This is a genomic window from Caballeronia catudaia, from assembly GCF_001544755.2.
Taxonomy (GTDB): domain Bacteria; phylum Pseudomonadota; class Gammaproteobacteria; order Burkholderiales; family Burkholderiaceae; genus Caballeronia; species Caballeronia catudaia.
Map to the genome: position 1 here is coordinate 70,795 of NZ_FCOF02000008.1, position 21,187 is coordinate 91,981.

Sequence of the window (21,187 nt, forward strand, 5' to 3'; positions counted from 1 at the left end):
CGAACGCGCTCAGGCCTCCTGCCCGCTCGTCACGCACCACTCGTCGAGCCACGCCTCCAGCTTCGCGGGCGGCAGCGGCCGGCTCAGATGAAAGCCCTGCGCGAGATCGCAGCGCAGCGCTTTCAGCCGCTCCAGCATCGCTTCGTTCTCGACGCCTTCCGCCACCACCTTCAGGCCCATGTTGTGCCCGAGGTCGATGGTCGAACGCACGATGGTCTCGTCGTCCTTGTGCTGCGCCATGCCGATCACGAACGATTTGTCGATCTTCAGTTCATCGACCGGCATGCGCTTCAGATATGAAAGCGACGAATAGCCCGTGCCGAAATCGTCGATGGACAGGCGAATGCCGAGCGCATGCAGCCGGTCGAGCGTGTCGATGGCGTGGTTCGGGTCGTCCATGATCGCGCTCTCGGTGATCTCGATCCAGATCCATTCGGGCGCGACGCCGTGCTTGTCGAGCAGGCTCTGGAAGGTCTCCGGCAGCGTCGACTGGATCAGCTCGCGCGCCGACACGTTCACCGACACCGCGAGCTCGATGCCGCGCTCGCGCCACGCCGCGCACTGCGCGATGGCCTTGTCGGCGACCCAGCGCGAAATCGTCTTGATGTAGCCCGTCTGCTCCGCGAACGGAATGAACTGGTCGGGCGCGACGAAGCCGCGCGTCGGATGATCCCAGCGCACGAGCGCCTCGACATACTTCACGCGATGCGTCGCGAGATCCACCTTCGGCTGATAGTGCAGCGTCAACTGATCGTGTTCGACGGCCTGCCGCAGCTCGCTCATCAGCGAGAGACGCTCGGCGCTGTTCTTGTCGTGACGCTCGTCATAGAGCGCGAAGCCGAGGTTCGAGCGCTTCGCCACGTACATGGCGATATCGGCGCGGCGCAACAGCACGTTCATGTCCGTGCCGTTTTCCGGGAACGTGACGATGCCGATGCTCGCGCCCACGTCGACGAGCTGTCCTTCGATGGTGATCGGCTCTTCCAGCGCGTGCAGCATGCGTGACGCGAGCAGCTTCGCCGCCGGCAGATCGTCGCTGGGCAGAAGCACCGCGAATTCGTCGCCGCCCAGACGCGCGACGGTATCGGTCCGCCGCGGCAGCGCCGCGCGCAGACGCTTCGCCACTTCGCACAGCAGCATGTCGCCGATCGGATGCCCGAGCGTGTCGTTCACGTACTTGAAGCGGTCGAGGTCCATCATCATCACGGAAAGCGGGCGGTTGCCGGGCAGCGCGGCGGTGATCGCCTGATGCAGACGGTCGTTGAAGAGCGCGCGATTGGGCAGCCCCGTCAGCCGGTCCATGTACGCGAGCTCCGTGATGCGCCGCTCGCGTTCCGAGATGCCTTCCTGCATTTGATTGAACGCGCGCGCGAGCTGGCCGATCTCGTCGTTCTGGCGAATCGCGATGGGTTCCGCGTAATCGCCCTGTCCGATGCGCCGCGAGAACTGTGCGAGCGCCGCGATCGGACGCGTGACCGAGCGCGCCGTCAGCACGCTGCCGACGATCGACACCAAGACGCCGAGCATCGTGATGAGCAGGAGCGTCGACTGCAGGCGATGGAACGGCGCGAGCGCTTCGTTGAGCGAGCGTTCGAGCAACACCGCGACCGCCTGCCCTTCCGAATGCAGCCGCAGGATGCGCGTCGCGTAGCCCTCTTCGGCGAGTTTCGCGGGATCGCCGAGCGCGGCGCGCGCGTCTTGCGGCAGCGAGCTCGCGAGCACGCCCGGGCCGCCGCGTTCGCCGACGGTGATGAACGACACGTCGAGCGACGTCAGCGAACTCATTTCGCGCGCGAGGGCGTCGTCGATGGCGAAGCCCATCACGACCCACGCGATCGGGATCGGCGCCTTCACCGGCACCGCGACGAGCTGATACGCGCGCGCGCCGATCATGCCGAACGACGACGCGTCGCCCTTCGTCGCGACGGTCCTGATGAGCTCCGGAAACGGAAACGCCATGCCCTCGCGGCCGACGCCGCCGCTGTCGGCGATCAGCCTGCCGTCGAGATCGACCAGCATCACGACATCCGCGTGAATGCGGTCGCCGTGATTCTGCAGCGCGGACGCGACAGTCTTGCCGTCGTGCGTCGCGACTGCCTGGCGAAAGCCGAAATCCGCGGCGACGACGCTCGCGCCCTGCGTCAGCCGTTCGCTGTTGCCGTGCAGAACCTGCGCGAACACGCGCTCGGCCACCGACAACTGCTCTTCCGCGTTGCGATGCGCGTTCTTCAGAATCACCGAGTTGATGACGACGAACGCCGCCGCCTGCGCGACGAGCATCAGGATCACGAAGACGAGCGCGATCCGCGCGCGCAGGCTGTGAAGGAGCATGGCGTCGGGCGTCCTATTCGGCGGGCCGCAGAGGCAGGGCGAACTTCGCCGTGGCGTCGGCGGCGACGCTCAGTTTTTGCGTCGGCTGCGCGTTCGGATCGCGCTGGCGGAAATGCCACGCGATCAGCCTGTACGAATCGGCGGGCACGTTTTCGATGACCGCGGCGCCGTTCGCATCGGTTTTCGCGAACCACGGCGTATCGACGATCAGCAGATACGCGACCATCGAATCGTGAATGTTGCAGCCCATCACGACGAGGCCGGGCTTGTCGAACACGACCGGATTCGCGGGCACGCCGTGATACAGGTTCAGCTCGAAGCGCTTCGGCGGCGAAAACGAATAGACATCGTGCTCGAAGTTGTCCTTGTTCGGGAACGTCACCGAGGCGCCCGTCTGCACGACGGAAACCATCGGCACGAAGCGGCGCTTTATCTGATCGATGATGGCGCCGGCGGGCTTCGCAGCCGGCAGCTTGCCGCTCGCGGGCAGCGCGTACACGATGGCGTCCTGCACGGGCGCGCCGGCGTCATCCACGATCTGCGCGCGGATCGTCGCCGCGTGCGCGCACGATGCCGTCAGCGCGCACGCCGCCAAAAGAATGGAGATGAGCTTTTTCATTCGCGGTCCTGCACCTCGCGGTACATCGGCGCGAGTTTCGCGAGCAGCTTGTTCTGCGCGTGAAACGACACGCCGTTCTTGTCCATCGCCGCCTGCAGATCCTCGACGAGCGCGTTGAACGCAACCCGGTCGATGTTCTGGCCTGCGTGGGTGCGCTTCATGTCGCGGCCGGTGTAGACGCACGGACCATCGAGCAGCACGCACAGTTGCTCCACGAGCTTTTGCTTGATGCGCACGACCGGCGCGCTATCGAACCAGGGCGCGGTGCGCGGATCCGAGAGCACGTTGTCGTACATGTCGTCGACGATCTTCGTCAGGCCGTCTTTCTCGCCGAACTGTTTGTAGAGCGCGTCGTCGGCGCGGGCGTTGGCGCAGGCGAACGTGAGAACCAACAAAGCGGCATGGCGCATCTTGATCATCAGAACCCCGCCTGCAAGGAAACGTAGAGGCCGCGCTGATTCCTGATCGTCGCGATATCGCCCAGCGCGACATACGCGGCCGTCAGCGAGACGTGCTTGTTCGGCGCCCACGCGACGAACGCGTCGTACGCGTCCTGCTCGCGCGCGAACGAGAGATTGTTCGGCTTCATCCGGTACTCCCCGCCGATCGCGACGTTCTTCGACAACAGATACGCCACCGACGATTCGAACTCCGGGTGATACGCGTTCGATTTATCGCCGCCGAAACCGAGCAAGCCGAACTGGTTCGCCTTCGTGAAGCGCAGCGTGCCGTTGAGCAGAAGGCTTTGCGCGAGCAGCAGCTTGGTCGCCGAGAGATAGAAATCCGTGCCTGAATTGCTCGCGGCGCCGATCGCTTTCACGATGTCGCCCTCTTCGTTGTGCTTGAACTGCACGCCCGCCGCGATCTGCGGCATCCACGTGTCCTGATCGAGCACCGCGTCGCCGATGAGGCGCACCTTCATCCCGAAGATGTTCTGGTTGAAGCGAAAGCCTTCGCCGAGACCGAGTTGCGCGCCGGCATCGCGGGTATCGAAGCTCTGGCGCGCGAGCGAGAGCTCGACGCGATTCGCGATGCCGACCGTCAGGCCCCACGAGCCGAGCGCGTAGTCCTGCGTGTGGATATAGGTGCCGTGCACGTTCGCGCCCAACTGCCGCGCGGTGCCGTAGCCGCCGATGACGGCCCACGGCGTCAGGCCGCCGCCGGCCGCGCCTTCGATTTCGGACACGCCGCCCGTCAGCAGCAGCTTGCCGCCGGTGAGCGGCACGGCGGGCGGATCGTCGGCCTGGGCGGCCAACGAGAACGAAACGAGCGCGGCGGCCGCGGCAGCGAGGCCGGCGCGGCGCGTCTTGGTGCGGGTCAAGCGCATTGCGATGGCATTCGAACGGGTGGAAAAGGTTCCCGCATGCCGCCGCGGGATGCCGCGTGTCGTACACGCGACGAGCCGGACGCCCGGGAGCAGCGCGTGCTGGATAGGACGCGCCTTGTCATTCACAGGTAAACGGCGGCGGGCGCGTGGACTTGACGGTCGTTCGTAAGTATTTGCGTGCGAGACGCTTCAAGACAGCTTGTCGAGCACCCCCGTCAGGGCGCCATCGAGGATTTGCTTCGAAAGTCGACGGTCCGATACAGCACGCGACAACGCCACGGCGCCGACACATGCGCTCAAAATGAACAGCGCATCGTTGCGCTTCGTTGCTGCATGCTCGGCGCGTGACGCCCGTGAAATCAAGTCGACGATCTTCCTCACTTCGCTAGAAACGAGTTCCCTTGCGGCATCGGAACTTCGTCCCATGTCATTAGCCAGGGCGGATAGCGGACATGCGGTTTCAGGATTGTCCCGATGAGATTCGGAAAGATATGAGCGCATCGCCCGACGCGGAGAAACCGGAATGGCTGCCTCCCACGACTCGATGTCGTGCAAAGCGTGCTTGAACGCCTCCACTACGAGTTCGTCGCGCGACGCAAAGTGCTTGTAGAACCCTCCGACCGTGAGGCCGGCTTCCTTCATCACGTCAGCGATGCTCACGCCATCAATTCCCCTCTCGCGAAAACGCTTCGCCGCGATATCTATGATGCGCTGATGCGTTTCCAACTTCTCGACTTGAGAGCGTCCCACGTTTCACCTCGGATTTGCGTTGGTAAGCGAGTGTAATCCTCAACGTCGCTGCGATTCGTACGGATCTGACAATTCTCGCTTGTTCTGCCACATGGCTACCCACATGAGGATTACGCCTATAATCTTCCTCAACGACAGTCAAGCGCGGAAATTGGACGATCATATTTGTGCATATGCACTTACACGATCCGTTCCAGCGCTCGGCGTTTCGTCATTCTCAAGGAGATGCATCATGGAGCAACGCAAGATTCTGGTTACCGCAGCGGCCGGAAAGACGGGCGTACACGTCGTCCAAAACCTGCTCGGCAGAGGCCATTCCGTTCGCGCGCTCGTGCGCAAGGAGGACGAGCGCAGCGAGGCGCTGCGTCGCGCCGGCGCTGAAGTCGTTACGGGAGACCTGCTATCGCATGACGACGCGATACGGGCCACCACGAACATGGATGCCGCATACCTCTGTTTTCCCGTGCGTCCCGGCTTCATTCAAGCGACTGCCTATTTCGCCGATGCTGCGCGTCGGGCCGGCCTCGATGCGGTCGTCAACATGTCGCAGATATCGGCAAGGGAGAACGCAAGAAGTCACGCGGCGCGTGACCACTGGATCGCGGAGCGCGTCCTCGACTGGTCGGGCGTGCCGACTGTTCATATCCGGCCGACGTTCTTTTCGGAGTGGCTCGTGTTTCCGTGGGTGCGCGACACGATCGTGCGCGACGGAGAGATTGCGCTGCCATTCGGCGATGGCAAGCACGCGCCGATCGCGGCGGAAGATCAGGCACGGTTCATCGCCGCGGTGCTCGCGAACCCGGATGGCCACATCGGGAAAGCCTACGAGCTTTGTGGGCCGGCCCAGATGACTCAATCGGAGATCGCCGAGGTCATGAGCGAAGTGTTGAACCGGAAAATTGCGTACAGCCCGGCGACGCTCGATGGATATCGGGAGCATTTGAACCACTACGACTTGCCGGAATTTACGATTCAGCACTTCATCGAAGTGGCGGTCGACTATCAGAACGGTGTTTTCGAAGGAACCGATAGCGTTATCGAACAAGTGACCGGAAAAGCTCCGCAAACCGTCGAGGAATTCGTGAGGGCCAATCGGGACGTTTTCGAAAGAGGCCATCGTAACTGAGCTTCACGCGCGGCGACGCTTCTTGTAAGTCACCGCGACCGGTGCAGCGGGAATAGAAGGTTGCGCGTACGGAGCTTCGTCAGGACGCGACTCCTGTGCCGCCGCGAAGAGCGCATCGTCTAGCGCTGCTTCAAGCGCCGGTTCTGAATCGCCACCCGGGAGGGAACGGCCTGCCTCGTCGTTACCCTCGCCGGAGTGCGTTTCGGCGGCAAATGTTTCAGAGCCATGCGTTGAGCGCGAGAGCGCCCACTGCATCATGAGCTCGTGCGCTCGGGCATGAGAACATGTGATGACCCCTCGAACGGCTTCCATCTGCAGCGCATGGCGCGCCGATAGTGTGTCCGCGTCGACGTGCTGGTCATTGGCCAGCATCAGCGCGGAAATACCAAGCGAATTGGCCTCGCCTGCCTCCAGCTTCGCGTTGATAGCCACCAGCTCGCGCCATTCATTGAATCCGCAACCGAAAGCCACTGCTTCAAGCGCTTGATTCAGGCGCAACGCGTTCTTGCCACCGGCAAGCTCCTGCAGAAACCCGGCCTTTTCCTCCGCTGTCCTGGACGAAATCAAGTAGCGCGCCTTTGACTTGTCTTCCATACCTTCATCACCCTCCCAGCCATTTCGCGGCTTTACAGTTTCGGCGCTCTCCGCTGTCCACCTGGAGAAGCGCCACAAGCATCAACTGTAGTCCATTCTCGTTATCGCGAAGAGAGCGGTGATACATCAATGTGCCTCCGCGGCCTTCGAATCGCAGAAAGACAAATGGCGGAGAAAAGCGACGAGGCGGTCGGGCGACGCGCCTTTTCTGAAATATCCGTCGAAAAGGGCGCTGTCGGGGCTTCGCGTGATGAAAGCGTCATGCTTCGCGGTGTACGCGCAGATGAAAGCGCCCGATGCCGCAGCGCTCTCACGAATAGCACGAGCAGTATCGAATCCGTCGCGCTGCGGCATCATGAGGTCCAGCAAGATCACGTCCGGAACCCAGTGCCGGACGATCTCGAGCGCTTCGGCGCAGCTTCCGGCGACGCGTGTCTGAATTCCGTCCAACGACAAACATTCAGCGGTAGCAACCGCGGCGCCTCGATAGTCGTCGACGATGAGTACCCGCGCCAAATGCTTAAGTGGCCGCTGGGTCCAGTTCCATTGCTCGGTCACCATCCAACCTCCCCGCGTCGAACGTTGCTTTTGAAGACGTGATTATGCGAGTCCCTTGTCGCATTCCAGTGCCGGGCACCGCACATAAGAAGGCCGGCGGAAGTGCGGCCAGCCGGGATACAGCACTCCGAGGTGAACTTATACTGGTACTCTCATGCCGAGGATGACGGGCTGCCAAGTACAGGAGGTCGCAATGGCGGAAGACACCGATATGCCGGACAACGGCAGTCGCGAACGCGTTTCTGAACCGTTGAAAGCCCTCGCAGAATTGCTGGAACGATCGCTCGACAACGCTACGAGCATCGTCATGATGCGGCATGCGCCGGGCGTCTGCAGCGTGTACATGGGCGACCCCTCTGGTCCGAGGGAAGAGCTTCGGAGAATCGGGAAGATCTCCACGTCGTTGGCGGATGACATGCTCGTATCGACGACGTCCGGGGCGAATCGCATGGAAATCAACGGCCAGATCTACCGCTTTGTTCGCACGTTCACGCTCGTCGACGACATCGCGGCCGTGGTCTTTTCCACCTGATTCATTTTCGTTCGCTCGGCGATCACGGAATTCGTGACCGGGCGTTCGCCACCGAGCCTTCCGATGAAATTGGTACCATTGCGCTATCGCGTGAATAACGAACGGAAAGCACCTGATGGATATCTTTTACTACTCGCACAACTTCGAACAGAACGTCAAGAACGGTCAGGTCGGTCTCATTGGTTCCAACAGTGGCAAGATTCGTGAACTCGCCGAGCGGCTACCAAAGCGCTTGTGGATTTTCAAAACGCCCAAAGGGATGAAGGGCTCGGTACAGTTGCTCGCATCGCTGCTGGTCAGCGATGAACCCAGGGTTGCAGTGAACACGGACTACCGCAACGTCATTCACTACGACCCGTTTTCGCCCGAGTCCGTCATGTTCACGGACGCTGGCACGCCAGCGCATATTCAGGAAACATCCGCATTCCTTCAGTATCGATGGCACGCTGCATTCAGCGCGGGATTCAAGGGAGACGCTGGATTGCAGGCGATCGAGGCCAACGTCGTGCGTGGCCTCGAAGCGATGGTCGCAAACTGGGACCGGGTGCAAATGCTCGAGACGGTCAAGGACCCGCAAAAGGTGCAGCCCATCAATCCATTCGCGCAGCCGACGCGCTAGACGCCAATTCCACGATGCGTTGAGCACGCAAAACGACTGGCCTGTCCACCATCTTTCCGTCGACGCACAGGGCTGCGCTGTTAGCCCTGCCCGACGCATCGAGCACGCGCTTCGCCCACGCGACGTCCACGGCCGAAGGCGCGCAGCACCCGTTCACAATCGCCACCTGTTTCGGATGAATGCAAAGCTTGCCGGCGAATTCCCAGCGCTTACCGTTCAGCGTGTCGCGCTGGATGACGGCAACTTCGTCGATACATGTCGTGACGCTATCGAGCGGCGCGGGAATATTCGCCACGCGTGAGGCCGCCGTCATCTGAGCGCGGTATTGATTCAAGTCGTCGTTCTCCACGCCAACCGCAGGCACCGCCTTCCTCAGGTGAAGGATTTGGGTGCAACTTCATTTTCATAGGCAACGGAACGGACGGCGCCGCAGGGGACATTCGCTCCATAACGCGACCTACGATTTCAACGACGAAATCCTGTCAGTCGGCTCGCGATATTTCGCCGAGATCGCAAGGCTGCAACTGCCCGTGCGTTGACAAGGAGAAATTTGTCGGATCATTGTGAGGTCAAGTAAATCAAGGACGTGCGCGCCGCCCTTTCATCGCCCATTTACGCCTCGAATAGAGTGTGCAACCATCGCTTCCAGCCCGCGACAGGCGAACCCCATGCGGCCCGAAATTCGTGCTCGAGGATTGGCATATGGACTGGAAGTTCTGGAAACCCGAGAAGCATCCTGGCGAGCCGGCCGCCAACTGGCCAGTCGACATCCACGCGGCCCTGCGACACCTCCTGGACCTGTACGAGCGCGCCGACGCGCTTCCCTTCTCGAGCTGGGCGGCTCCGGGCATCGAATTCTCGCCAGACGTCCGGGACGCCGCCCAGAGCGGTGCACGCGGTTACCAGCTCGCACTCTGGTTCTGGCTTTTTGCGGAGAAACACGGCGCGCTCGCGGCCCGAATGGCGCGCGAAAGTTTTTGCTTACTTGCGGATGCCAGGCATCAAGGAAGCGGTGATTCCGTCGACCAACTTCTCGACCTCGAGAATCGCATCGCCCATGTGTTCGAGACCACTTCCGCGGAACAGCGCACGTTCAAACAGGAAGGATTGACCGTGCAGTTGCCGATGGACTATTTCCTCGCCTCTGCCTACTTCAAACTTGCCCCGAATTCACCTTACGCAGCGGAGCACGCCTCGGACATGCAGGGTGATGACTATAAGCTGGCTGCCTGCTTCCGTCACGCGACCGAGCAGGCCCTCTCGGTGTTTCGGCCGATGATTCAGGCCGTCGAATTCAACGCCACTTCATTGCCCAACTGGAAGTGGAGCGCTCAAGCTGGCGCGGCCGAACGTCATCTGCGACGTCGCTATAACAATCCGCTCTTTCCTTTGCACCGGCAGATGGTGACGGCTCACGATGTTCACGAAGCGCGTGTTGCCGACAATCGTGCGCTCCAGGATATCCGGCACGAGCTCAACGACCTTGCTCGCGAGTTTTACTCGACCAACGACCTCCCTCTGAACTGGCGCTCGTTCCTGGAGGATTTCCGCGAGCGACTGGATCTGCTGGAAGACCGCCGGGTCATCGTTGGCGGAGCAAACGACGGGCTCGGCGACGCAATTGCCGAAGTCCGCCGAAATGTTCTCGACGCCTGGCGCGGCGCCATCCAGAAGAATCGTCAAAGCCTCACCGCACTCGATCAGGAAGAGGCTCGAAGGGCCGAACGCCGTGCAATGCTCATCGATTCCGACTGGACCGCTCAGCTATTCAGTCAAGGCTCGCTTATACCGTCCGACGAAATCGTGCCCGCGCTTTTGAGCGAACCGCCCGGCGACGTCGAAAAAGCCGTTACGTGCATGCAGGCCGACCCGCGCCTTCACGAGACGCTTGCCACCTGCCGCGTATCGGCGCGTCGGCTCGTCGAATCGCTTCGTGCTGCGGGCCATGACGTTCCGGATGTGAGCGAGAAGCTGCGTATCCTCGACGGTGCGCCCGGACAAGTTCCCGCGTAGTCGCTGAGCCGGGCAAAGCGGAAGGAGACCTGGATGATACGCAAGACGCTCAATGCCTCGCGGCTTCAGCAAGAGGTCGACCGTCGAATTCATCGGCTGCAGGAAATCGTCGATGATGGCGTGAAGATTCGTGTACCGCGGCCCCAGTTGCAGGAGCCGGACAAGACAGGCTGCAACTGGAATATGGCTCACTTCGGCAACGCGGTTGGCTTCGAGCGCGACATCGAAGGCGTGCTGAAGGCAGTACGCGCGGAATACAACCTCAGTACCGAAACAAAAGACACCGGCAACCCGTTCGAGGGGTAATTACCAATCAGATCGCATCAAACGTTCGTATGAGCGCGCCGAGCCGTTCGTAGAATGGCCGGCGCGCGGGCGCTTCTCTAAGCTGACGTCATGGTCACGCACCGGGAGCGCATCATGAGCGATACATCGACACGCAGGCTGTTATCGGGTTGCGCCGCCCTGCTGGCGTTCGGCACGTGGTATTCGTTCAGTGCGCCGCATCCGCATGACTGGAATGCGCTGGATCGCGCCGTCTGCGACACGCAATTGCCGCTGGAGAGGATTGCCGTCGACGAGGCACGACCCGTTCGCTGACTTCGCTGACTTACGACCGCTGCGCGCGCGACGGCGTCGATGCCCCGTGCGGCATCTTCACGCCAAGCGCCTCCGCCTTCAGCACGAGATCGGCGAGCGATCGTGCCGCCATCTTCTTCATCGCCTGGCCGCGATGGATCTTCACCGTGATCTCGCTCAGACTCATCTCCGCCGCGATCTGCTTGTTCATCAGACCGGACACGACGAACGCCATCACTTCGCGTTCGCGCGGCGTCAGCGATTCATACGAGCGCCGCAAATCCGCGACCGAGCGGCTCGCCGCGCGCCGCTCTTCGTCGGCCGCCAAAGCCTGGGCGACGGCATCGAGCATGTCCTGATCGCGGAACGGCTTCGCCAGAAAATCCTTCGCGCCGGCCTTCATCGCCTTCACGGTCATCGCGATGTCGCCGTGGGCGGTCATGAACACGATCGGCAACCCCAACTGGCTCGCGGCCATCTGCTCCTGCACGGCCAGACCGCTCTGCCCTTTCAGCCGCACGTCGAGAATCAGGCAGCTCGGCACCTCGGGCATGTCGTGAGCGAGGAACTCGTGCGCGGATGCGAACGTCATCACGTTCAGGCCGACGGAGCGCAGCAGCATGCGCAGCGCATCGCGCATCGATTCGTCGTCGTCGACCACGTAGACCATTGCGCCGTCCTTCTCAAAGCTCATCGTCGTCCCCTTCGTTTTCGGGCAGCACGAAACACAAGCGCGCGCCGCCTTCATCGGGCGCTTCCGCCCAGATCCTGCCGCCGTGCGCCTCGATGATCGAACGGCAAATCGACAAACCCATGCCCATGCCTTCGGCCTTCGTCGTGAAGAAGGCGTCGAAGAGCCGCCGCGCGTTGTCTTCGCTGATACCGGTGCCCGAATCCTGCACGGTGATCTGCACATGACCGGCGTCGCTGACGCTCGCGCCCGTCGCGATGCGCAGCACACGCGGCGCGTTCACGCCGGACATCGCCTGCGCGGCGTTCATGATCAGATTGATGAGCACCTGCTGCAACTGCACGCGATCGCAACGCACCGTCGGCGACGGCGTCGCGAGATCGGTGCGCACGTCCACGCGATGACGCGCCAGCTCGCGCCGCACGAGCTCGATCGTCTCGCCGACGATCTCGTTCACGTCGAGCCTCGCGGGCTGGCTGTCGCGCTTCTTCGCCATCGCGCGAATTCGTGCGATGACCTCGCTCGCGCGCTTGGCGTCGCGGATCATCTGCGTGATGGATTGCTGCGCCTCCGCGATCTCCGGCTGCGCGCGATCGAGCCAGCGCAGGCCGGCGCCGCCGCTGGTGACGATCGCGGCCATCGGCTGCGTGACTTCATGCGCGATCGACGCGGCCAGCTCGCCCAGCATCGTCACGCGCGTCACGTGCGCGAGCTCGGCGGTCGAGCGCGCGAGCGCTTCCTGCGCCAGCTTGGTCTCGGTGACATCCATCAGCGCGCCGACGTATTCGTCGCCGTCGCTTTCCGTCGATGCGCGATGCGCGACGAAATGCACGTGCTTCACCGATCCGTCCGGCAAGAGCAGCCGATGCTCCACGTCGATTTCGCACACGCCGCTTTCCGCTGCCTGATGCGCGCCGCGCACGATCTCGATGTCGTCGGCATGCGCGCGCGCGAGAATCGCATCGATGGACGGCGTCATGTCGCGCGGGTAATCGAAGATGCGATACGCCTCGTCGGACCACCACATCGTGCCGGCGGGCAGGCGCGTCGCGATGCTGCCCGTGCGTGACAGGCGCTGCGCGTCGAGCAGGAACGCCTCGCTGCGCTTCAACGCATCGCGCTGGCGCTGCAATTCGGCTTCCATGCGCTTGCGTTGCGTGATGTCGTTGCTCGTCGCGAGCACCGCGCGCGGCAGGCCTTTCGCGTCGCGCAGCAAGGCCGCGCGGCTGGCGATCACGATCTCGCTGCCGTCGTGGCGCACGCGCGTGATCTCGCCGTCCCAGCGACCCGAGCGCAGCAGTTCGGCGTGGATCTGCGCGGGCGGCACGGGCGATGTCGATTGCGTCATGCGCTGGATGGGCTGGCCGATCGCCTCGTTCGCCGGGAAGCCGTAGAGCCCTTCGGCGCCGCGGTTCCAGAACGTGATGCGATCGTTCATGTCGTGCGCGACGATCGCGTCGTGCGCGAGATTGAGCAGTTCGAGCTGCTCCTGCATCTTTGTCGTCGTGGCCTGATTGCGCAGCGAGAGGACGGCCGTCGTGCCGATCGCGAGGAGGCTGACGGCGCATCGCGCGAGCGCGCCGCCCGAGACGTTCTCGTCGTGCGAAAGAATGAAGCCGACGAGCGTGAGGATCACGCAGCCCCACGCCGTGGTGACGGTCGCGGCGCGATTGCCTGTCGATGCCACCAGCAGCACGACGATGACATACAGCACCGCGATGGCGATATCGAGCGGCGTGAGCGCGTCGATGAGAAACACGGCGAGCGCGATGGCCGCCGCGAGCATGGACACGATGCGGATATCGTGACGCACCGGACGCGGCGCGCTTTGAAATGTCTCCATCACGGCCGGTCTGACGCCGGCGGGTGGAAAAGAACGACGAACGAAACGAGCGGCAGGGTCATGGGGCGTTCGAAAAAGCGTTCGCTGAGAACATCGCGGCTTCGCGCACGGCTGACGAACAACGTGCGGGCCGGATGACGCACTGCATTCTAATCCTTCAAAAAGCTTGCTCTGATGTGTTCCAGGCAATCGGCGACGGCGGTTCCATCGACAGGCTTGCCGAGAAAGCAGACCGCGCCGCCGTCGATGGCCTGACGGCGCGCGGCATCGGACGCGAATGCGGTGATGAACATGACCGGCACGTCCGGTTTCACCGCGCGCAGGCGCTGCTGGAGTTGCAGGCCGGACATGCCGGGCATGTTGAGATCGGTGATGACGCACGCGAGGCCGTCGAGCGGATCGGCATCGAAAAAAGACTCAGCCGACGGATACAGGCTGACCTCCCAGCCAAGCGAGCGCAGCAGGCTGGAAGAGGCGAGGCGGACGGACTCGTCATCGTCGATCACGGAGACTCTGGAAGGCGGTTGCACGGGCGTTGTCCTGAATTTCACGAACTCATAGTACGCACGCGGGGGCGGCGGCGAAATCATATGTACGTATATATTGGGACATTTCGTATCACGGAAATGCGTGCGCCAAGTGTGATCCGAGCGCGTTATGCGCGGGCACCGTATAGTCGCGAACTGCGCCCAAGGAACCTCCAATGTCGGATTCCGCTCGCAGCCAGCGACGCCACCGCGATCCCGCGCGGCCGGCTGCGCGTGCATGCGGCGCCCGATCTGAGCCGTGCGCAATTGATGTCGACGATCGTCGAGTACCGTCGCGCGCATCCGCGAGTGACGGTCGATCTGTTTCCGGACTATCCGCTGCAAGGCGCGAGCGTGTACGCGGTGTATCCGTCCCGCCAGCACGTAGACGCGAAGATCCGCACGTTCGTGGAGTTTTTATCGGCGTCGCTGAAGGACAAGTTCGATGCGGCGCCTGCGACCAGCGCGCCGCGCGTCGTGGCTCAGGAAGTCACGGCTTAGGAATGCGGATGCGGCTGATCATCAGCGAGCCGGAAATCGCGTAGATCAGCACGAGCGGATGCAGCGTGAATCCGCCGACGCGCCACGCGCCGAGCCACATGCTTTCGCCGATCGCGCCCGACCATGCGCCGATGGTCAGCAGCAGCACGATCACGAACGACGTGGGAATCGGCGTGCCCTCGAAGTGCGTGACCTTGCCGCTCGCGCCCGACATTTCTTCGGTCGTGACGTTGTAGCGCGCCAGCCGCGACACCCCGCACGCGACGAAATACGCCAGAATCACGCGGTCATAGAGCCCGCGCATGCCGAATCCGTAACCGATGATCGCCGGCGCGACGCCGAACGAGATCACGTCGGCGAGCGAATCCAGTTCCTTGCCCAGCAGCGACGCCTTCTGGCGCCAGCGCGCGATGCGCCCGTCGAGCACGTCGAAGACGAGCGCCGCGAACACGAGTGCGCAGGCGAGATAGATATGCAGCACGTCGGAGTCGTCGAGATAGGACATCGACGAGAAAAGCGCGCCCGTGCCGCACACCGCGTTGCCCAGCGTGAACCAGTCGGCCAGGTGGAAATCGCGGATCATCGAGAATCGTTTCATTCGTTTCTGTTTTCGTGACGTTCTGGCGGCGCCGAATACCGGCGCCGCGAATCATTCGAGTCTATCATCGCGCCCTCTTTCGCAGCACGTCGCATGCCCGGCAAACCCGAACGCGTACGTACAGGTTTGCGTTATACTACGCGGCATCGACCTCGTGCTTCCGACGCCCGTCATGCCAGCCGCCAAGCCTGCGCTCCTCACCATCCGCGACGCCGCCGAACGGCTGCAAGTCACGCCCCGCACGCTCAAATATTACGAAGAACGCGGCCTTGTCACGCCATCGCGCAGCGAAGGCCGTTACAGGCTCTACAGCGAGCAGGATCTGGAACTGTTCGCGCGCATCTTGCGGCTGCGCTCGCTCGGGTTCTCGTTGCAAGGCATCGTCGAAATGCTGAAGCGGCCGATGGAAACGCTCGGCGAAGGCCGCACGGGTTACTCGGCGTCGTCCTTGCGTGAAATCGAGGAAGCGTTGTCGCAACAGATCGAAGCAGTCGATGCGCGCATCGCGGCCGTGCGCCGTGAGCTGAAGGAAGCGCAGGCGGTGCGCACCGAACTGGCAAGCGATCTCGATTATTTGCGGCGCAGAATCGCGGGCGAAAGCAAGGAAACGCTGCTTCGGGAACGCATGACCGCGCGCAAGCAGCGCAAGGATGTCGAATGATCCCGATTTCATTTCGCTATCCGAAGCAAATCGTCAAACGTTTGCGCGGCGATCTTTTTCCGTGGGCCATCGCGCTCGCCACGGGTCTCGACTACTTCGACAACTCCGTCTTTTCGTTCTTCACGGGCACGATCGCGGGCGGCATCAATGCATCGTCCGATGAACTCGTGTGGGCCTCGAGCGCCTATGCAGTCGCGTCCGTGCTCGGCATTTTGCAGCAGCAATGGTGGATCGAGCGGCTCGGCAATCGACGGTATATCGCCGGTTGCCTTTTCTTGTTCGCAGCGGGCGCGGTCGCGGCCACGTTGTCGGAATCGGCCATCGAACTGGCGCTCGCGCGCGGCTTTCAAGGCTATTTCATCGGCCCGATGATGAGCGCCGCGCGCATCCTGATTCAGACGCGCTTCACGCCGCAAGAGCGCTCCGCCGCGACGCGCCGCTTTCTGAACATGATCCTGCTCGGCACCGCGCTCGCGCCGTTGTGCGGCGGCTATCTCGTCGCATGGGTCGGCTGGCGCGCGCTGTTCTCATGCACCGCGTTCGCGGGCGTCGCGCTCGGCGCGCTCGCATTCTTCGCCGTGCCTTCTTCTGGCCGCGTGCAACCCGAAGCGCGCGGCGACACGCATTTCTGGCCGTACATCATCTTCGCGTTCGCGCAGGGCGCGTTGCAGATCGTCATGCAGCAAGTGCGCTTCGAGCTCTTCAGCACATCGCCGGAACTGATCGTGCTGACCGTCGCCGGCCTCGCCGCGCTCGGCTGGTTCGTGTGGCAGCAGTGGCATCATCCGAAGCCGCTGCTGCGGCTTCACGCGCTGCGCGAGAAGACGTTTCAGGTCGGCATCGTGCTGTATATCGCGTTCTATTACATCAACAACGCGATGAGCTTTCTCGTCTCGCGTCTGCTCGAAGGCGGGCTGAACTATCCGGTGGAGAATGCGGGGCGGCTCGTCGGCTTCACGTCGATGGCGTCGCTCGCGATGGCCGTCGTCTATTTCCGCTTTTCGTCGCGCATCAGGCACAAGAAGTGGCTGATCATGACGGGCTTCCTGATCGCGGCGTTCATCGGCACCTGGATGATCAACATGCCGCCCGATGTCAGCATGCCGTGGCTCATCGCGCCGATGGTCCTGCGCGGCATGTTGCTGCTCTTTATCGCGCTGCCGGTCGCCAACCTGACGTTCCGCGTGTTCGCCATCGATGAATACAGTCACGGTTACCGCTTCAAGAATATCGTCAAGCAACTGACCTACTCGTTCTCGACCGCGACGATCATCATTCTCGAACAACATCGTGTGGCGTTGCATCAGACGCGGCTCGCCGAAGCGGTCAATCCGTTCAATCCGGTCTTTCAGAGCGCCTATCAAGGCTTGTTCGATGGCTTCGCGCGCATGGGCCACAGCGCGGCCGAAGCGAAGAGTCTTGCGTTCGTCGAAATCGATCGTCTTGTCGTGCAACAGGCGAGCTTTCTCGGTTCACTCGATGGGTTTTATTACATCATCGGCGTCGCGCTGTGTGCGAGCGTGTTCGCGGTATGGCAGAGCAGGATTGACTGATGCGTGCCGCCTCCGCAGAGCACCGGTCGCATATTCCTTGAACGGGACATATCGCGTCTCTTTAATTTGCAATTCGAAATAAATTTCGCCACATGCCATATTAGGAGAAAACGTATTCTTCCTGCGCGCCTCAGATCACACACTGGACGTGAGGTTACTCGCAAGGGAGGCGTAAATGACTTCAACATTTGATACTGCAGTGAACGGCTTTTCGGGTTCAGGGAATAACATCGAGAACTTCGAGGCCAAGGTCGGCTCATGGACCATCGACTCGGCTGGGAACGTCAAGGCCGGAAAGAACTTCCGGTCCCAGCTCATTCACAAAACGCTGCGTTTGTCGGGACCCTTCTCGATTTCGGCAGAGTTGAAGCTTTCCGATCTCGAAACGCAGTCGTGGGACGGCGTCGTGGTGAATTTCCGGCCGAACCGTGCGCGCAACGGCAATGAGTTTCTTACCCTGCGTGTTCGCCGAGGGGGCAGCAATCCTCCTTCGTGGCAGTTGCTGGTCGTGGATACGGCAACGAAGGATGACTCCGCGGACAATGTGATTGGCAGTGGGCCACTGAGCGATCTGCAAGCATCGAAGGCCGTCAAGGTGACCTTGTCCGCCGATCTCAACCGCGTGCTGCAATATAGCGTCGAGCAGGAAGGGAAAGTCATTGGGTCCGGCCCTATCCCATCGGCCAAGCCGATCGAATGGGCGAATGATGCGCGCGTGGGCGTCTACAGTTACATGGGCGGCAACACGTCGTTCAGCAGTTTTCAGGCGACGTCGACATCCGGCGTGTTCGACGCATTTCAGCGCACCGGCGTGCCGGGAACGCTTGAGGCCCAGCAGCTCGCGGGCAGATGGCAGGAAGATCTCGACGACTGGATCGTAGGGAACGGGAGCGCGCGTGCTGTCCTCGCCGGCGCTGTCAAGGAGGCGATACTGCTTCACGCCCAGCCCCTCGTCGTTGATTCGACATTGGAAGCGTCGAGTGTCCTGAGCGCGGACGTGAAAATGGATGACACGGGCTCATGGACCGGGCTTGTGTTCGGTGCGAAGAACAACACTGCCCGTGCGGGTGATTCACGCTACAACATCCATCCAGATAACTACTTCGCATTCCAGATCAAATCCGGGGCGTGGCAAGTCATCCATCGGGTACAGGCCGGCGCGAGCACCGTACTGGCTCAAGCCGATAGCGGCCTGACCATTACCGCCGGCGCAACCTACCGGTTGCGCGTGCAGTTCGATTCCGCAACACAGGTGCGAGTGTCCGTGACGCAAAACGGAAACGTCGTGCTGAAAGAGCAACTCGTTGCCCTCGACCCGACACCGAGCGGTGCGCGGTTCGGTCTCTTCTCGAGCAGCGCGCGCAACGTTTTCACGCAGGCGGCGGCTGCGCCCGTCATGCTGCGGCCAGACACACCGCCGGCCATAGAACAAAGCGGAACGCCGCCGAAGTGGAGCAGTTACTGGACACCGAACGCGACTTACTGGAGCTCGCCATACAAGGTAAGCGCGCCTACGCTGCTCGACAACAAACCGGTCGATGGTGCGTCCAACAACTGCATAGGCGACCCTCAGCAATGCCTGTATACCGTCGTGGACGAGAGCGGTAGTCCGGTCCGGCAGTATGTCGGCTACTACGCCGCCGGCGGAGCCGTTGCCATAACGAAGCGTTCCTGGTCGAAAAGCGATAACACGTGGTCGCCGTTCGAACCGTCCGTCGTCCTGGCCACAAAGCTGCCCGAAGGGGACGGGCACTACCGGATTACCATCGGAGAAAGCGCCGACGGCCACGTTCACGTCGTCGCGAACGTGTGGGCTTCGAAACTGGTGTACTACAAGACGGGCATCGCCCAAAATCTCTCGACACTGACACTGCAGAACTTCATGGTGTCCAGCGACGTCGAAACCAGGACCACTTACCCTGAGTTCATGCGGGTCCAGATCGACGCAAAAGACCGGCTGCTGTTCCTGTATCGGACAGGAGGCAGTGGCGACGGCGACTGGATTTTCAACCAATATGTCGACGGCAAATGGTCCCGTTATCTCGCGGGCTTCCTTTTCGCTGGGTCGAGCAAGAGCGGAACCACCCACAGCGCCTACCCGGCCACCCGCGCACCCGTGCTTGGACCCGACGGTAACTTCCATGTGGCGTGGATCTGGCGTTCGACGGAATTTCCTGGCAGCAACTCGAGGATTTGCTACGCATACAGCGCCAACCTTCGTACATGGCGCTCGGCCTCGGGCGAGATCATTGCCAACGGGGAAATCAGCGACTCCATTACCTACGACGACGAAGCAGCCATTGTCGACGATGTGCCCGAAAACGGCGGAGCCCTCAACGGTCTCGTCTCCCTCGGATTCGACCATGACGGCCAGCCAATGATCGGCTATGTAAAGTTCGACGATCCGTCATCCGGCAGCAGCCAGTTCTATGTTGCCCGGTGGCGCACGACCTGCGGCAGTTGGCAGCGCACTCAGTTGACCAACTATCTGGGTCGCTGGACGCCGCTAGCTGCGGGCGGCACCGTTCCGACGCCGTTCAACATTGCCGGGGCGACTGCTCAAAAGACCGCTAGTGGTGAAAAGGTCATTGCGCTTCCGTACATTTACGGAGATCACGCGGGCACCTTCGTGCTTTCTTCCGAAACCCTCGAAGTCATCGGTGAAACGGACTGGCGCACGTACTCCAATCTCATCCCTACACCGACTGGAATGCGAACAGCCCTCATCACGAGAGACTCGTGCACGACTACCTTCGGCACAAACCATGACGAAGAGTACGTACTTCTCAACTTCGCCGTTGGCAAGGGCGAGTTGCTTCCCGCGGGCGCAGACACCTCCATGAAGGTGCTCCGCGTCAAGTAGTCCGGTCGATCCCGGGCAATCAACGGGCTTGAGCGCCGCTTCCTGACAAGCGTTCGGAAGCGGCGCAGGGGTAAGAGAAGTAAGCAGACACCGAGGGAAATCCCCACGTTTCATCACGCGAACTTTGCATACAATGTCTCCGTCAGCAGCTTGAAACGGAGCCGCAATGCCACAGATTCAACCCGCTTTGCATACAATCGCGCCCGAACCGGCGCGCTCGGCGGACGACGTCTATCTCGCAATCAAGGACGCGCTCGCCTGCGGCCAATACGGCGCGGGCCAATATCTGCGCGAGGAACAGCTTGCGAAAAGCCTCGGCGTGAGCCGCACGCCGGTGCGCGAGGCACTGCGACGGCTCGATGCGGAAGGCTGGGTCGAAACGCGCCCGAACTACGGCGTGCGCGTGAAAGCGTGGACGTTGCAGGACGCGCGCGAGATCTTCGAAGCGCGGCTGCTCGTCGAGCCCTATCTCGCCGGACGCGCGGCGCTGCTCATCGGCGCATCGGATATCGCGCGCCTCAAGGCGCTCGCCGATGCGATGCTCGCGATCACGCAACATCCATCGACGCCCGAATCCTGCGAAGCGTGGTTCACCGCGAACGGCGAATTTCACGCGATCATCACGGCCGCCGCGAACAACGCGCGCCTCGACCGCTCGCTCAGGTCGATGAAGGAAACGCCGCTCATCAAGTGGACCTTCGACACCTATAGCGACGAAGACCGCGAACGCAGCGCGCGCCAGCATTTCGAAATCGTTCTCGCGCTCGAACAGCGCAACGCCGCGTGGGCGGAAGCCGTCACGCGCTGCCATATCCTCGCCGCCGAAAAGGCTGTGCTCGACCGCTACGACCGAGAGCATCGCGCGCCCTGAGCGCGCGGCGGTCCGGGCCGCAACAGCATTA

The 21,187-nt window shown here is 62.1% G+C and carries 23 protein-coding genes and 1 pseudogene; 12 read left to right on the forward strand and 12 right to left on the reverse strand.

Annotation, left to right across the window (positions count from 1 at the left end):
- Window positions 1–9: 9 nt before the first annotated feature.
- The 5 genes from AWB75_RS11120 to AWB75_RS11140 all read right to left on the reverse strand — a co-directional run bounded on the left by AWB75_RS11120 (window position 10) and on the right by AWB75_RS11140 (window position 5,003).
- A complete protein-coding gene (locus AWB75_RS11120) occupies window positions 10–2,331 on the reverse strand; it encodes a putative bifunctional diguanylate cyclase/phosphodiesterase (RefSeq protein WP_061124135.1) in 2,322 nt (773 codons plus the stop codon).
- Window positions 2,332–2,344: 13 nt separating this feature from the next.
- Window positions 2,345–2,950, reverse strand: coding sequence for a methylamine utilization protein (locus tag AWB75_RS11125; RefSeq protein WP_061124136.1), 606 nt, complete (start codon window positions 2,948–2,950; stop codon window positions 2,345–2,347).
- Window positions 2,947–3,369 (reverse strand): group I truncated hemoglobin, encoded by a 423-nt coding sequence (locus AWB75_RS11130; RefSeq protein WP_061124137.1) that lies wholly within the window; start codon window positions 3,367–3,369, stop codon window positions 2,947–2,949. Before AWB75_RS11130 ends, AWB75_RS11125 begins: the two co-directional genes overlap by 4 nt.
- The gene (locus AWB75_RS11135; protein WP_061124138.1) at window positions 3,369–4,277 is read right to left on the reverse strand and encodes a DUF3034 family protein; all 909 of its coding nucleotides are present in this window, start codon (window positions 4,275–4,277) and stop codon (window positions 3,369–3,371) included. The genes AWB75_RS11130 and AWB75_RS11135 overlap by 1 nt, the downstream gene beginning before the upstream one ends.
- Before the next feature lie 189 nt (window positions 4,278–4,466).
- Window positions 4,467–5,003: a TetR/AcrR family transcriptional regulator gene (locus AWB75_RS11140; protein ID WP_235012065.1), complete on the reverse strand. Its 537-nt coding sequence runs from the start codon at window positions 5,001–5,003 to the stop codon at window positions 4,467–4,469.
- Between the two features lie 256 nt (window positions 5,004–5,259).
- Between AWB75_RS11140 and AWB75_RS11145 the strand changes: the two genes are divergently transcribed.
- Window positions 5,260–6,153, forward strand: coding sequence for an NmrA family NAD(P)-binding protein (locus AWB75_RS11145; protein WP_061124140.1), 894 nt, complete (start codon window positions 5,260–5,262; stop codon window positions 6,151–6,153).
- 3 nt (window positions 6,154–6,156) lie between these two features.
- On the opposite strand, the gene AWB75_RS11150 is transcribed toward AWB75_RS11145, so the two are convergent.
- Together AWB75_RS11150 and AWB75_RS11155 are read right to left on the reverse strand one after the other, a co-directional pair.
- Entirely contained in the window at window positions 6,157–6,747 is a 591-nt protein-coding gene (locus AWB75_RS11150) for a hypothetical protein (protein WP_143746423.1), read from the reverse strand.
- 126 nt (window positions 6,748–6,873) lie between these two features.
- Window positions 6,874–7,308 carry a response regulator gene (locus AWB75_RS11155; RefSeq protein WP_061124142.1) on the reverse strand — a complete coding sequence of 145 codons (435 nt, stop codon included), beginning with the start codon at window positions 7,306–7,308 and terminating at the stop codon, window positions 6,874–6,876.
- Between the two features lie 190 nt (window positions 7,309–7,498).
- Here AWB75_RS11155 and AWB75_RS11160 point away from each other — a divergent pair, with 190 nt between their 5' ends.
- Together AWB75_RS11160 and AWB75_RS11165 are read left to right on the forward strand one after the other, a co-directional pair.
- Window positions 7,499–7,837 (forward strand): hypothetical protein, encoded by a 339-nt coding sequence (locus AWB75_RS11160; protein WP_061124143.1) that lies wholly within the window; start codon window positions 7,499–7,501, stop codon window positions 7,835–7,837.
- Window positions 7,838–7,952: 115 nt separating this feature from the next.
- Window positions 7,953–8,456 carry a hypothetical protein gene (locus tag AWB75_RS11165; RefSeq protein WP_061124144.1) on the forward strand — a complete coding sequence of 168 codons (504 nt, stop codon included), beginning with the start codon at window positions 7,953–7,955 and terminating at the stop codon, window positions 8,454–8,456.
- On the opposite strand, the gene AWB75_RS37685 is transcribed toward AWB75_RS11165, so the two are convergent.
- Window positions 8,428–8,790 carry a hypothetical protein gene (locus tag AWB75_RS37685; protein ID WP_159462778.1) on the reverse strand — a complete coding sequence of 121 codons (363 nt, stop codon included), beginning with the start codon at window positions 8,788–8,790 and terminating at the stop codon, window positions 8,428–8,430. The genes AWB75_RS11165 and AWB75_RS37685 overlap by 29 nt on opposite strands.
- A gap of 59 nt (window positions 8,791–8,849) precedes the next feature.
- Between AWB75_RS37685 and AWB75_RS38445 the strand changes: the two are divergent.
- The 4 genes and pseudogenes from AWB75_RS38445 to AWB75_RS11185 all read left to right on the forward strand — a co-directional run.
- Window positions 8,850–8,995, forward strand: a pseudogene (locus tag AWB75_RS38445) (amidohydrolase); the annotation flags it as partial.
- Between the two features lie 163 nt (window positions 8,996–9,158).
- A complete protein-coding gene (locus tag AWB75_RS11175) occupies window positions 9,159–10,469 on the forward strand; it encodes a hypothetical protein (RefSeq protein ID WP_061124146.1) in 1,311 nt (436 codons plus the stop codon).
- Between the two features lie 33 nt (window positions 10,470–10,502).
- Window positions 10,503–10,775 (forward strand): hypothetical protein, encoded by a 273-nt coding sequence (locus tag AWB75_RS11180; RefSeq protein WP_061124147.1) that lies wholly within the window; start codon window positions 10,503–10,505, stop codon window positions 10,773–10,775.
- Window positions 10,776–10,889: 114 nt separating this feature from the next.
- Window positions 10,890–11,069: a hypothetical protein gene (locus tag AWB75_RS11185; protein WP_235012066.1), complete on the forward strand. Its 180-nt coding sequence runs from the start codon at window positions 10,890–10,892 to the stop codon at window positions 11,067–11,069.
- A gap of 10 nt (window positions 11,070–11,079) precedes the next feature.
- Here the strand turns inward: AWB75_RS11185 and AWB75_RS11190 are convergent, their stop codons facing one another.
- The 3 genes from AWB75_RS11190 to AWB75_RS11200 form a co-directional block, all read right to left on the reverse strand.
- Complete coding sequence (locus AWB75_RS11190; RefSeq protein ID WP_061124149.1) at window positions 11,080–11,742, reverse strand: response regulator transcription factor; 663 nt, start codon at window positions 11,740–11,742, stop codon at window positions 11,080–11,082.
- Complete coding sequence (locus AWB75_RS11195; protein ID WP_061124150.1) at window positions 11,732–13,582, reverse strand: PAS domain-containing sensor histidine kinase; 1,851 nt, start codon at window positions 13,580–13,582, stop codon at window positions 11,732–11,734. Before AWB75_RS11195 ends, AWB75_RS11190 begins: the two co-directional genes overlap by 11 nt.
- A 149-nt stretch (window positions 13,583–13,731) precedes the next feature.
- Window positions 13,732–14,112 carry a response regulator transcription factor gene (locus AWB75_RS11200; RefSeq protein ID WP_061124303.1) on the reverse strand — a complete coding sequence of 127 codons (381 nt, stop codon included), beginning with the start codon at window positions 14,110–14,112 and terminating at the stop codon, window positions 13,732–13,734.
- 267 nt (window positions 14,113–14,379) lie between these two features.
- On the opposite strand from AWB75_RS11200, the gene AWB75_RS11205 reads away from it, so the two are divergent.
- Window positions 14,380–14,610: a hypothetical protein gene (locus tag AWB75_RS11205; protein ID WP_235012067.1), complete on the forward strand. Its 231-nt coding sequence runs from the start codon at window positions 14,380–14,382 to the stop codon at window positions 14,608–14,610.
- Here the strand turns inward: AWB75_RS11205 and pssA are convergent.
- Window positions 14,600–15,208: a CDP-diacylglycerol--serine O-phosphatidyltransferase gene (gene pssA / locus AWB75_RS11210; protein WP_061124152.1), complete on the reverse strand. Its 609-nt coding sequence runs from the start codon at window positions 15,206–15,208 to the stop codon at window positions 14,600–14,602. The genes AWB75_RS11205 and pssA overlap by 11 nt on opposite strands.
- A gap of 172 nt (window positions 15,209–15,380) precedes the next feature.
- Between pssA and AWB75_RS11215 the strand changes: the two genes are divergently transcribed.
- From AWB75_RS11215 to AWB75_RS11230, 4 genes are all read left to right on the forward strand, one after another.
- Entirely contained in the window at window positions 15,381–15,869 is a 489-nt protein-coding gene (locus AWB75_RS11215; protein ID WP_061124153.1) for a MerR family transcriptional regulator, read from the forward strand.
- A complete protein-coding gene (locus AWB75_RS11220) occupies window positions 15,866–17,422 on the forward strand; it encodes an MFS transporter (protein WP_061124154.1) in 1,557 nt (518 codons plus the stop codon). The genes AWB75_RS11215 and AWB75_RS11220 overlap by 4 nt, the downstream gene beginning before the upstream one ends.
- 175 nt (window positions 17,423–17,597) lie before the next feature.
- Window positions 17,598–20,285 (forward strand): BNR repeat-containing protein, encoded by a 2,688-nt coding sequence (locus AWB75_RS11225; protein ID WP_087086578.1) that lies wholly within the window; start codon window positions 17,598–17,600, stop codon window positions 20,283–20,285.
- A gap of 166 nt (window positions 20,286–20,451) precedes the next feature.
- Window positions 20,452–21,156, forward strand: a complete 705-nt coding sequence (locus AWB75_RS11230) for a GntR family transcriptional regulator (RefSeq protein ID WP_061124156.1) — start codon at window positions 20,452–20,454, stop codon at window positions 21,154–21,156.
- Window positions 21,157–21,187: the final 31 nt, after the last annotated feature.